This window comes from Streptomyces smyrnaeus (assembly GCF_017676345.1).
Classification (GTDB): Bacteria; Actinomycetota; Actinomycetes; order Streptomycetales; family Streptomycetaceae; genus Streptomyces; species Streptomyces smyrnaeus.
The window spans coordinates 687,573-699,959 of sequence record NZ_JAFFZM010000001.1 but is presented as its reverse complement, the minus strand read 5'-3'; the positions used below and the strand labels follow the sequence as shown (position 1 = coordinate 699,959).

Annotated in this window: 10 protein-coding genes; 9 read left to right on the top strand and 1 reads right to left on the bottom strand. The window is 73.5% G+C overall.

Annotated features, from left to right (window positions below; genetic code table 11):
• Positions 1-129: 129 nt before the first annotated feature.
• The 3 genes from JW613_RS03065 to JW613_RS03055 all read left to right on the top strand — a co-directional run bounded on the left by JW613_RS03065 (position 130) and on the right by JW613_RS03055 (position 4,510).
• Entirely contained in the window at positions 130-1,662 is a 1,533-nt protein-coding gene (locus JW613_RS03065; RefSeq protein ID WP_209209099.1) for a hypothetical protein, read from the top strand.
• Between the two features lie 125 nt (positions 1,663-1,787).
• A complete protein-coding gene (locus tag JW613_RS03060; protein WP_209209098.1) occupies positions 1,788-3,104 on the top strand; it encodes an AAA family ATPase in 1,317 nt (438 codons plus the stop codon).
• A 152-nt stretch (positions 3,105-3,256) separates the two neighbouring features.
• Positions 3,257-4,510: a vWA domain-containing protein gene (locus tag JW613_RS03055; protein ID WP_209209233.1), complete on the top strand. Its 1,254-nt coding sequence runs from the start codon at positions 3,257-3,259 to the stop codon at positions 4,508-4,510.
• A gap of 48 nt (positions 4,511-4,558) precedes the next feature.
• Here JW613_RS03055 and JW613_RS03050 read toward each other — a convergent pair whose 3' ends face one another.
• A complete protein-coding gene (locus JW613_RS03050; RefSeq protein WP_209209097.1) occupies positions 4,559-5,773 on the bottom strand; it encodes an erythromycin esterase family protein in 1,215 nt (404 codons plus the stop codon).
• A gap of 59 nt (positions 5,774-5,832) precedes the next feature.
• On the opposite strand from JW613_RS03050, the gene JW613_RS03045 reads away from it, so the two are divergent.
• The 6 genes from JW613_RS03045 (at position 5,833) to JW613_RS03020 (ending at position 12,385) form a co-directional block, all read left to right on the top strand.
• Positions 5,833-6,621: a TioE family transcriptional regulator gene (locus tag JW613_RS03045; protein ID WP_209209096.1), complete on the top strand. Its 789-nt coding sequence runs from the start codon at positions 5,833-5,835 to the stop codon at positions 6,619-6,621.
• Between the two features lie 198 nt (positions 6,622-6,819).
• Positions 6,820-8,385: an ABC transporter substrate-binding protein gene (locus tag JW613_RS03040; protein ID WP_209209095.1), complete on the top strand. Its 1,566-nt coding sequence runs from the start codon at positions 6,820-6,822 to the stop codon at positions 8,383-8,385.
• A gap of 8 nt (positions 8,386-8,393) precedes the next feature.
• Complete coding sequence (locus JW613_RS03035; RefSeq protein ID WP_209209094.1) at positions 8,394-9,320, top strand: ABC transporter permease; 927 nt, start codon at positions 8,394-8,396, stop codon at positions 9,318-9,320.
• Complete coding sequence (locus JW613_RS36270; protein ID WP_307865765.1) at positions 9,317-10,321, top strand: ABC transporter permease; 1,005 nt, start codon at positions 9,317-9,319, stop codon at positions 10,319-10,321. The genes JW613_RS03035 and JW613_RS36270 overlap by 4 nt, the downstream gene beginning before the upstream one ends.
• Positions 10,318-11,349: an ABC transporter ATP-binding protein gene (locus tag JW613_RS03025; protein WP_209209093.1), complete on the top strand. Its 1,032-nt coding sequence runs from the start codon at positions 10,318-10,320 to the stop codon at positions 11,347-11,349. The genes JW613_RS36270 and JW613_RS03025 overlap by 4 nt, the downstream gene beginning before the upstream one ends.
• Complete coding sequence (locus tag JW613_RS03020; protein WP_209209092.1) at positions 11,342-12,385, top strand: ABC transporter ATP-binding protein; 1,044 nt, start codon at positions 11,342-11,344, stop codon at positions 12,383-12,385. Before JW613_RS03025 ends, JW613_RS03020 begins: the two co-directional genes overlap by 8 nt.
• Positions 12,386-12,387: the final 2 nt, after the last annotated feature.

The window sequence follows — 12,387 nt, the reverse complement described above, 5'->3', positions numbered from 1 at the left end:
CGTCCGCCACCGACGGTCGGTGACCGGCTGCGGGCACTGACAGATCATCTCCGGCATGGTTAGGATGCCGGAGATGATGAACTTCTCCTCGTGCGGATTGGGGGAATCGTTCGCGCAAGGTGAGTGCTGATGGCACATCACCCCGCGAACCCGATTCCGGCCCGCTTGCTGATGTGGCAGCGCGTGCGTGAGTACGCCGTGCCACCGTCCATGATCGAGACCGCGACCGCCCGGCGTGCGGTCGGTGACTGGGCGGGGGCCTGCGCCGCCGCCCGGATCGATGTCGACCTCGTTCTGCGCGCCGTGCGCAACCGGCACGGCACCGAACTCGTCACCCGTCTCCGCGCGGATCTGCGTCGGCTGGCGCCGGACCTGCTCCGCTGGCACATGCCCCGGATCGCCCCCGACGGGCGGCTCCGCCCCGGCCTCACCGTCCCGCTGGCCTGTTACCCGGACCTCGGCCCCACGGCCCCGCAGTTGGTGGTGCGCACACCGCCGGCCTGGGCGGACGCCGGGCAGCGGATGTCCCTCGCCCTGTGGGAAGGGGCCGGGGACGACACCCGCGGACAGCCCCCGCAGCGCGGCCCGCGGCCCCCGCTGCGCCCACGCCCGCATCCGCACCCGCATCCCGACCGGCGCTTCCGGCTCGATCTGCACCGGCACCTGTGGGACGTGGACCGAAGCGGTGAACTGGCGCGCCGGTGCGGTGCGGACGAGGCACCGTCCGCACCGTCCATGGCGGCTCCTGTGCGGCCCGCGGGGCCCGAACGGTCCACCGCCCTAGACTCCCCCTGGGCGGTGGCACGTTGGGCTGCCGAGGCGGAGGTGCTGTTGCGGGCCGCGGGCCGTACTCGCGGGGCCTTCACCGTGCGGCTCGGCACGCGCAGCCGCGCCGTGCTCGAACTCGTCGCTCCCGACGACAGCCATGCCCCGGCGCTACGGCCACTGCGGGAGGGACTGCCGCCGCAGGAGGTGGCGGCGCTTCCGGTGCTGCCGGAAGCGGCGGCCCGGGTCCTGCCTGATCTGGAGCTGTTGCGCGCCGGGCTGGTCACGGCCGAGCGGCTGCACCCGCTGGTCGCCGCGGTGCTGGCGCCGTTTGGATCGGCACCACCGGTGGCCGGTTCCGTCCCCGAGCCCGGCGATCCGCACCGGGTCGCGTGTCGGGGTGAGGTGCACCGGATCGCACTGCGGGACGGGAGACTGACGGCGGTCGATCACGATCCGGACGAACTGCGCAGGGAGGAGCTGCTCGTGGCGCTCGGCGGACCGGCGCTGCCCTGTCTGCGGGCGATCGACGCGGTGCACCGCGACCCGCAGGCACTGCCCGCGGTCCGGGAACGGCTCGGCCACGGTGATGTGGCCGGTGCGCTGGCCGTGGTCGAGGGGCTGCTCGGCCCCGGTGCGGTACTGCGCGACGGGCCGCTCCGGGAGGCCCTGCGGACGGCAGCGGCCCGCCGTATCGACCACGGACTCTTCCGCTCGGGGCTGGTCGCCGTCCACCCCGCTGCCGGCTCCGGCACCGGCCCCGAACGGGGCGACGGCGCCTCGGTGGTGCGGGAGGCGGGAGCGGGCCACCGCCCGCGACTCGACCGCCGTACGCCTGCTGCGATGCGCCGCAAGCGGGACAACCGGGCCCGGCCCCGCACGGGCCTGACCCGCTGACCGCCCGCCCGTCACCGAAGTCCTCCCACCCAGCGTCCTCTCCCACCCGGCGCGATCCGCGCCGCACACCCGCACGCCGTCCGGACGGGGCGACCCGTCCCCTCACTCGACCCCAGGTGATGCCCATGACCACCAGCACCGTCCTGTCCGCCTCCGCCCCGGCCACCGACACGCCCCCGCCCGGCGCACCCACCGCACCCGCCGCATCTGGAACCGGCGACCACCTCGCCGTCGCCGACGACCTGTTGACCCTCCTGCGGACGACCACCACCGAGCCGCGCCCCGACGAGCAGCTCGAAGCGCTCACCCTGGCCGTCGCGGCCGACCTGCCCGTGCTGCTGTGGGGCGAGCCGGGGATCGGCAAGACCGCGGCCCTGACCCAGCTCGCCACCTCCCTGGGCCTGCCGCTGACCACCGTGATCGCCAGCGTCCACGAGCCGTCCGACTTCTCCGGGCTGCCCATCGTGGGCGACGACCCGGCGGTGCGGGGGGTGCCGATGGCGCCACCGCAGTGGGCCGTGGAACTCGTACGGGCCGGGCGGGGACTGCTCTTCCTGGACGAACTCTCCACCGCCACCCCGGCCGTCCAGGCAGCGCTGCTCCGGGTCGTCCTGGAACGGAGGGTCGGGGCGCTGCAACTGCCGCCGGGCGTACGGATCGTGGCCGCCGCCAATCCGCGCGCCTCGGCGGCGGACGGCTGGGAGCTCAGTCCCCCGCTGGCCAACCGGTTCGTACATCTGAACTGGGTGCACGACCGGCAGGTGGTGGTGCGCGGGCTGGGCGGGGTCTGGCCGCGGGCGGAGCTGCCCCGGCTGGTGCCGGAGCGGCTGCCGGAGGCGGTGGCTTTCGCGCGGCGCGCGGTCTGCGGCTTCCTGGAGGTCCGGCCGACCCTGATCCACCGGCTGCCCAGCACCGAGGCGCGGCGCGGTGGCGCCTGGCCCTCGCCCCGGAGCTGGGAGACCGCGTTGACCCTGCTGGCCTTCGGCACGGCGGCCTCCGTCTCCCGGGAGGTGCTCGCGCTGCTGGTGCGGGGGGCGGTGGGTGACGGGCCGGGACTCGAACTCCTCGCCCATCTGGACCGGATGGACCTGCCGGACCCGGAGTCGCTGCTGGCCGATCCGGCCGCAGCCGAGCTGCCGGCGCGTGGGGACCTGCGTCAGGCGGCACTGGAGGCGGTGGTGGCCGCCGTCGGGGCGCGGCCGGAGCGCCGGCGGTGGGAGGCGGGCTGGGCGGTGCTGGTCCGGGCGCTGGAGACCGGCGCCCCGGACCTGCTGGTCGCCCCCGCGACGGCACTGGCCGCGCTGCGGCGCGACGAGTGGGAGGTGCCGGAGGCGGTGGAGCGGCTGGCAGGGGTGGTCGGCCTCGCCCGGCGCGCCGACCGGTCGGTGGAGCGGGCCGCGGCGGCTGCCGAGGCCGGGCGTGCGACGGGGGAGTGCCGATGACGGAGGCCGCACAGCGCCCGGTGCCGCACCCGCCGCCGCGACCGGTGCCCCGGCCCGCGCCGCCGCCCGTCCCGGACCCCGGGCGGGCCGCGGTGCCGAGCCGGCACGAGGGCTCCGGCGGCCCGGTCGGCCGTCCCGAACCCGCCCTGGACATGGCCAAGTTGCTGGCCGCCCGGCTGCACGCGGTCAAGGTGCGCCCCTATCTGGCCGAGGCGCTGTTCGCGCTGCACGTGGTGGAGGACCGGTCGGTGCCGACGATGGCGGTGGACGCGCACTGGCGCTGCTATGTCTCCCCGCGCTTCGTGGACCGCCTCCCGGTGGAGGAGCTGGCGGGCGTCTGGGTGCACGAGGTCTCCCATCTGCTCCGGGACCACCACGGACGGGGCGAGCGGTATGCGCGGGAGCAGGGGGAGCAGCGGGAGTACCGACCGGGCGGGCGGAGCGGGACGCCGGCCACCCCGGCCGAAGGATGGGAGAGGCTGCGGCGGAACATCGCCGCCGACTTCGAGATCAACGACGACATCTACGGTGACGGTCTGCCCCGGCCCGCCGGGGCGGTACTGCCGTCGCTGCTGCGGCTGCCCGACGGGCTGCTGATGGAGGAGTACCTGCGGACGGCGTCGATGTCCGGGCTCACCGCCGACCTGGCCTGGCTGGACTGCGGCAGCGGTGCCGACGGGCAGCACCGGCCGTGGGAGCTGGGGCCGGACGGGGCGCACGGGCTGAGCAGGCAGCAGCGGGACGCGGTCCGCTTCCGGGTCGCGGAGGGGATCAAGGGCCGACCGGGCGAGGCTCCGGAGGGGTGGCGCCGGTGGGCGGACGAGGTGTTCCATCCGCCGCAGCCGTGGCGGCAGTTGCTGGGGGCGGCGGTCCGCTCGGCGGCGGGCGCGCCGGGAGCGGGCGAGGACCACAGCTACCGGCGGCCGTCCCGGCGCTCGGCCGGTGTCCCCGGGGTGCTGCTGCCGAGCCTGCGCCGCACACCGCCCCGGGTCCGCGTCGTGATCGACACCTCCGCCTCGGTGAGCGACGCCGAGCTGGGCAGCGCCCTGTTGGAGGTGGCGGCGATCTCGCGGGCGGTGGGCGGGCGCCGGGACCTGGTCTCGGTGATCTCCTGCGACGCGGCGGCCGGGGTCGCCGTCCCGCTCTGCCGTGCCGAGCACATCGAGCTGATCGGCGGCGGGGGAACGGATCTGCGCTCCGGCTTCGCCCGGGCGCTCCGCTCCGGGCCGCGCCCGGATGTGATCGTCGCCCTGACGGACGGTCAGACACCGTGGCCCTCCGCCCCGCCGCCCTGCCGCACCGTCGTCGGCCTCTTCCCCCGCCCTGCCGGCGCGGTGGACGAGGAGAACCCCGACTACACCCCCGACACCCCGCCCTCCTGGGCGCGGGTCGTCACCATCGGCTGAGGGGGCGCGTGAGACCGGCCGGGCGGGCAAGGCCGATCGAGGACGGTCCTAGCTGTCCGGTACGTCCTTGACGAACACGATGCCGTCGTAGCCGGGCAGGTGGGACGGGTCGAGCGAGGCGTAGCCGTAATAGGGGGACTCGCGGTGGGCGGGGCGGGTGTCGCCGAGGGCGGAGGCCAGCCGGGGGACGTCGACGAGGTGGCGGTCCTCCGGGAGGGCGTACAGGAGTCCTTCGAGGGTGTCCGGGGGCGGGGAGTCCACGCCGTGGTGCCGGAGCGTGCCGAGGGCCGTGGCCAGGAAGGCGTACTCCTCGCCCAGGCGGGCGCTCACCAGCGCGCCGGCGCTGAACCACTCCACAAGCGGCTGGTCCCGCATGCGCATCGAGCTCTTCTCCCGCTGGAGGTGGCCGTTGTGGGCGTGGACCAGGGTCGGGCCCCGCCGGGCGAGGGCGAGGAGGTTGTCGGCCATCATCTGGTCCCGCAGGCCCACCATCCGGGCCATCCGGGCCGGTGAGGTGTCGGCCATCCAGAAGTGGTAGCGCAGCAGGCCGAGGGCGGTGCGCCCGTACAGGCGCGCCCGGTCCAGGTCCGCCCGCGAGGTGGCTGCGGCCAGGTGCGGGGCCTGGGCGTCGAGCAGCGCCAGCAGATCGTCGGCGAGCAGCCGCAGTCGACCGGCCTCGGCCGACTGCCCCACGGACCGGGCCGGGTCCCTCATCGCGGCGGGGTCGGTCCACCGGTCGTCGGCGCCGAGCAGTTGGTCGAGGGTCTTCGCGGTGCAGGGGAGCAGATCCGCGTCCACCTGGGCCGCGAGGTAGCCGTGGAGTGCGGTGAGGGTCTGCCGGGGGCTCGCGGCGCCGGTGATCTCCAGGGGGCTGTCGAAACCGGCGAAGCGGAGCCGGTCGGCGGCGGGCCGCCCGTCGTTGTAGGCGCGCATCCAGCGTACGAGTTCGCGGTTGGCCGCGGAGGTGCCGAACCCGAGGTCCGGGTGGCTGAACCCCTGCTCCATGACCTCGTCGAGGGTGCCCGTGCCCGAGGTGACGTAGTCGTCCACGATCAGCCCCTTCACGCAGTCGCTCTCGATCGCGAGCGTCCGGTAGCCGGCCTGTTCGACGAGTTGCCGGAAGAGTTCGTTGCGCAGACCGAGCAGCGTCTCCTCGCCGTGGGCGGGCTCGCCCAGGGCGAGCAGCCGCGGCCGGGCCGGGAGCAGCGCCATGACGGCGGCGGCTTCGACGGTATGGACGGCGTCCCTGATGTCAGTAACCATGGGCCTCAACGGTATCGTTGAACTTCCGGTTGAAACTTCTTCGCACTACCGGCGGGCACATGGGGGAAAAGCTTCAAAGCGGCGGCAGGCTCAGGCCGGTTGATCTGGCGCGCGGGCACGGTCTGTCCACCCAGGCGGTCAGGAACTACGAGGCGGCCGGCATCCTGCCGGCCGCCGATCGCACACCGCACGGCTACCGCACCTACACCTCGCTGCACGCGGGGGCCCTGCGAGCGTTTCTCGCCCTGCTGCCCGGCCACGGCCACCGGACCGCGACGTCGATCATGCGAGCGGTGAACGAGGGCGCGGTCGATGAGGCCTTCCGCCTCATCGACGAGAGCCACGCCCAACTCCTCGACGACCGTAGGACCCTCCAGTCCGTGGAGAGTGCCCTCCGCGCTCTGGAGCCCGGTGCGGCGCCGGAGTCCGGTGCGGCGCACGAGTCCGGTGCGGCGTCCGGTTCGGCTGCGGCGTCCGGTACGGCCGCGGGGTCCGGGACCGGCGGCAGCATGTTCATCGGGCCGTTGGCCGGCAAGCTCGGCATCCGGCCCGCGACGTTGCGCAAATGGGAGCGCGCCGGGGTGGTGCGCCCGCGCCGCGACCCGCTGACCGGGTACCGCGTGTACGGCGAGGCCGATGTGCGGGACGCCCGGCTGGCCCACCAACTGCGGCGGGGCGGTCGGCCGTTGGGGCAGATCGCGCCGCTGCTCGCGCAGGTGCGGGCGGCCGGTGGGCTGGAGCCGCTGGAGGCGGCACTGGACGACTGGCGCGGCCGGCTGTCCGCCCGCGGGCGGGCGATGCTGAACGGCGCCGCCGAGTTGGAGACATACCTGCGCGAGCGCGGCTGAGGCGAGCGCCTGGCGACGCGCACCCCGTCGACCGGTCGACGGTTGCCGGTCGACGCGGAATTTCACTGGCACATCTCTTGACGCGCCAGTCCCGCCCGCACTTTACTCCCGTTCACAATGACAGATCGCGTTTACGTATGTGGACGGAAGCGGACGGAAGGCTGGCCTCATGGCGCTCCCTCAGCAGCACCGGCAATCATGAAGTCCCCTCTCCGCCCACCCGTGGCCATCGGCCCGCCGGGTCGGCGTGCCACCGTGCTCGCCGTCGCCTGGGCGGTGCTGCTGACGGGTGGGTGCACCGTCGCCAACTCCGGGTCGGCCGCCGGCGCCGACACCGTGCAGATCGTGCTGCCCGAGGAGCCGCCCACCCTGGAGCCGTGCGACGCCTCGCTGACCGCCACCGGCCGGGTCGTGCGCTCCAACATCACCGAACCGCTGGCCGAACGGGTGCCCGAGACCGGCGAGCTGGAGCCGAAGCTCGCCACCGGCTGGAAGCAGACGTCGCCGACCACCTGGAAGTTCACCCTCCGCAAGGGCGTCACCTTCCACGACGGCACGGCCTTCACCGCCAAGGACGCGGCCTTCTCCATCGACCGGACGCTCGACTCCGGTATCGAGTGCAACGTCGACGGCTATGTCTTCGGTGACAGCGAGATCACCGCGACCGCCGTCGACGCCACCACGGTACGGGTCACCTCCCAGGAGCCGGACCCGATCCTCCCGCTGCGGCTGTCCTTCGTGGAGATGGTGCCCACCAGCACGAAGGCCGACTCCCGGGTGCGCGAGCCGGTCGGCACCGGCCCGTACCGCATCGACAAGTGGAACCAGGGCATCAATCTGCGGCTCGCCCGCTACGACGGCTACTGGGGCAAGGCTCCCGACTACCGGGCGGCGCTGTACACCTGGCGCGCCGAGGGCAGCGTACGGGCCGCCATGATCAGCAGCGGTGAGGCGGACGTCGCGGTGGGCCTGGCACCGGCGGACGGGGCCGGCGACCACGCCGTCGAGTACCCGAACAACGAGACCTCCTACCTGCGGATCGACGCCGACAAGCCGCCGCTCGACGACATCCGGGTGCGCAAGGCCATCAACTACGCCATCGACAAGAAGGGTCTGGTCGCCTCCGTCTTCGCCGGGCTCGGCAGGCCGGCCGGGCAGCTCGTCCCGGACGGCGTCACCGGTTACAACCCGGACATCAAGGCCTGGCCCTACGACATGAAGCGGGCCAAGTCACTGATCGCCGAGGCCCGCGCCGACGGCGTCCCCGTCGAGACCGAGATCACGATCATCGGGCGCAACGGCATCTACCCCAAGGCCGCCGAGGCGATGGAGGTGGTGCAGAAGGGGCTGCGGGACGCCGGGCTCCGGGTGGAGGTGAAGATGCTGGATGTGAACGCCTGGACGGAGTATCTGCTCCGGCCGTTCCCCAAGGACGCGGGCCCGACCCTGCTCCAGGCCCAGCACGGTAACCAGGCCGGTGACGCCGCGTTCACCATGGAACAGATCTACGGCAGCAAGGGTGCGCAGAGCAGCTACGGCACCCCCGGCCTGGACCAGCGGATCCAGCGGGCGGAGCGCGCCGCGGGCAGCGAGCGGCAGACCCGCTTCGCCGAAGCCCTCGCCCACCAGAGCGAGAAGGTCGTCCGGGACGCCGTACTCGCCCATATGAAGGGCATCATCGCGCTCGCGCCGGATGTGACGTACAAGCCGGACTCGGCGAGCGGCGACGAGATGCACCTGGCCGAGATCCACCCGGCGGGCTGAGAGGGACGATGCTGACATTCCTGAGACGCCGGATCCTCTCCAGCGCGGTTCCGCTGCTGGTCGTGGTCCTGGGCGTGTTCTTCCTGGCCCGCCTCACCGGCGATCCGGCCAACCTGTACCTGCCGCTCAGCGCAACGCAGGAGATGCGGGAGGCCTTCTCCGCACAGCACGGTTTCGACGACCCGCTGCTGGTGCAGTTCGGCGACTACCTGGCACAGCTGGCCCGGCTCGACTTCGGCGAGTCGCTGCGTACCGCGCAGCCCGCCGCCGAGGCCGTACTGCGGGCGTTCCCTGCCACGCTGCAACTGGCGGGCATCACGCTGCTGCTGGCGGCCGCCGGAGCGGTCGTCGTCGGCAGTCTGGCCGCCTACCGGCCCAACTCGCCGGCCGACCGGATCGCCGGCTTCCTGTCCTCGACGGCGGCGAGCACCCCCGACTTCTGGTTCGCGATCATGGGTGTGCTGATCTTCGCGGTCACCCTGGACTGGCTGCCGACCTCCGGTACGGTCGGCGCCGCGGCCTGGGTGCTGCCCGTGGCGACCCTGCTCATCCGGCCGTTCGGGGTCCTGGTGCAGGTGGTGCGCGGCGCGATGGTCACCGCGCTGTCCGAGCCGTACATCAAGGTGGCGCGCAGCAAGGGCGCCGGCGAGCGGCGGGTGATCTTCAAACACGCGCTGCGCAACGCGGGGGCGCCGACGCTCACCGTCGCCGGGGATCTGGCCGTGGGGCTGATCAACGGTGCCGTGGTGGTGGAGACCATCTTCGGCTGGCCGGGCATCGGCAAGCTGATGATCGACTCCATCCTCCAGCGCGACTTCGCGGTACTGCAGGCGGCGGTGCTGTTGACCGCGCTGACGATCTTCGCGCTGAACCTCCTCATCGACATCTGCTACGTGCTGATCGACCCGCGGGTCAGACAAGGGGCGTTGGCGTGAGTACGCACGAGATCGGAAACGCGAACGCGAACGAGAACGAGAACGAGAACCAAAGCGGACCGGCCGCCGAGGCCGACGGGACACAGAGCGCGAGGGCCGGGGAGGAGACCGGCCGCGCCGGGCTGCTGCGCCTGCTGGTCGCGGACCGGATGGCGGTGGCGGCCTGCGCGGTGCTGCTGCTGGTCGGGCTGTGCGCGGTGCTGGGACCGCCGCTGCTCGGCGACCTCGCCCGCGAACAGCACCTGCGCGCGGTGAAACTGCGGCCGTTCTCCACCGACGAGGGCTGGGAATTCGTACTCGGCAGCGACTCCCTGGGGCGCAGCGTACTGGCGCGGCTGGTCGTCGCGGCGGGCACGACGCTGTCGGTCGCCGTCCCGGCAGTGCTGCTGTCGCTGGTGGTCGGCTCGGTGTGGGGCATGTGGGCCGGCTTCCACCGCGGCTGGCGGGAAAGCGTCTCGATGCGGATCGCCGATGTGATCCTCAGCTTCCCCTCCCTGCTGCTGGCCGTGGTGGTGCTGTACGTGTTCGACCCCAGCGTCGCCAACCTCGTCGCGGTGCTGGCGACAGCCCGGATCCCGGTGTATCTGCGCACCGCGCGGGCGGAGTCGGCGGAGCTGCGCGGCAGGCTGTTCGCCGACGCGGCCCGCACCTTCGGCACCGGCAACTGGGCGATCGTACGGCGCCATGTCGCGCCGATCGTGCTGCCCACGCTGCTCACCGTGGCCGCCGTGGACTTCTGCTTCGTGATGCTGACCGAATCCTCGCTGAGTTTCCTCGGCATCGGCATCCAGCCACCGGACGTGTCCTGGGGGCTGATGGTGGCGCAGGGCCGCGCCGAACTGCAGAACGCCTGGTGGACCGCGGTCTTCCCGGGCCTGGCGATCATCCTGACGACCGTAGCGATGACCGTGCTCGCGGGCTGGGCCCGGATGGCCGGCGACCCCGCCCAACGCTGGCGACTGACCGTGCCCAGGAAGACCCGGAAGGGAGAGCGGCCTTGACCGGACATGGCACGTCGGGCACCGAGACCGGCACCGGCACCAGCACCGGCAGCGGCACCGCGCTGGAGGTGAGCGGACTGACCGTGGAGCTCCGTACCCCCCGAGGCCGTACACCGGTGGTACGGGACGTCGGGTTCTCGGTCCGCTCCGGGCAGACGCTGGCCCTGCTCGGCGAGTCCGGCTGCGGCAAGAGCATGACCGCGCAGGCCGTCGCCGGCCTCCTCGACCCCGTCGCCGAGGTCGTCGGCGGCCAAGTGCGGCTGGGCGGGCGGGACGTGCTGCGGCTGGGCCGCAGGGAGCGCCGCAGCCTCGCCGGACCACAGTTGGCGATGGTCTTCCAGGACGCGCTCACCGCCCTCAACCCCGTCTACACGGTGGGCTCGCAGCTCGCCGAACCGTTCCGTATCCACGAGCAGGCCTCCCGGCGCGTCGCCCGCAACAAGGCCGTCGAGCTGATGGAGCGGGTCGGGATTCCGGAGCCGGGGCTGCGGGCCAAGGCGTATCCGCACCAGTTCTCGGGGGGTATGCGGCAACGGCTGCTCATCGCGATGGCGGTGGCGCTGCGGCCCTCTGTGCTGCTCGCCGACGAGCCGACCACCGCGCTCGACGTCACCGTGCAGGCGCAGATCATGGAACTGCTCGCCCAGTTGCGACGAGAGACGCGGATGGCGCTCGTGCTCATCACCCACGATCTGGCGGTGGTCGGCGAGCAGGCGGACCAGGTCGCGGTGATGTACTCCGGCACCGTCGTGGAGTCCGGCCCCGTCGCGGAGGTCTTCGCGGCCCCCCGGCACCCCTACACCCGGGGCCTGCTGGACTCGGTGCCCGCCGGTCACCCGCGCGGCAGCACACTGCCGTCCATCGAGGGCAGCCCGCCGCGGCCCGGGTCGGTGCCGACCGGCTGCGCGTTCCGCGCCCGTTGCCCGCTGGCGCGCGACCGGTGCGCCACCGATCTGCCGCCGCTGGTCGCCACCGGGCCGGGGCGGGCGTCGGCCTGCCACTACTGGAAGGAGCTGGCCGATGTCTGAGACCGCCGACACCGCGGGCACCGCCGACCGTGCGGGCACCACCGGTCCGACCGCCGGGGAGCCGCTCCTCGAAGCGCACGGCCTGACCAAGACCTTCCGGGTGCCGCGCAGTGCCTCGGGCAGCACCCGGCTGCACGCACTGGACGGGGTGGACCTCACCGTGCGGCGCGGCGAGACGCTGGGCCTGGTGGGCGAGTCCGGGTGCGGGAAGTCCACGCTGGCACGGGTGCTGCTGATGCTGGAGCGCCCGGACGCGGGGACGGTGCGCTACGACGGCGTCGACCCGTTCACGCTGCGCGGCAAGTCGCTGCTGGCCTGGCGGCGCCGGGTGCAGATGGTCTTCCAGGACCCGTTCGCCTCGCTCAACCCCAGGATGACAGCGGGGGAGTTGATCGCCGAGCCCTGGCTCTCGCACCCCGACCTGGTGCCGCGCTCCGGGCGCGAGCGGCGGGTGCGCGAACTGCTGGAGATGGTGGGGCTGCGGGCCGGGGACGCGCGCCGCCATCCGCAGGAGTTCTCCGGCGGACAGCGGCAGCGCATCGGAATCGCCCGGGCGCTGGCGCTCAACCCGGAGGTGATCGTCTGCGACGAACCGGTCTCGGCGCTGGATCTGTCGGTGCAGGCACAGGTCCTCAACGTCCTCACCGAACTGCAGACCGAGCTGGGGGTGGCCTATGTGTTCATCTCGCACGACCTGCCGGTGGTGCGGCACGTGGCCGACCGGGTGGCGGTGATGTACCTCGGCAGGGTGGTCGAGTCGGGACCGGCCGAGGAGGTCTTCACCGCTCCCCGGCACCCGTACACCGCCTCGCTGCTGTCCGCGGCGCCCCGCCCGCCGACGGCGGCGCCGCAGGACGGCCGGAGCCGGCGCATCGTGCTCTTCGGCGAGGTCCCGTCGCCGACCGATCCGCCGTCGGGCTGCCGCTTCCGCACCCGGTGCTGGAAGGCCGAGCAGGTGTGCGCCGACACCGTACCGGCCGACGAACCCGCACCCGGCGCTCCGCAGCACCTGGCGGCCTGCCATCTGCCGCTCTAGCG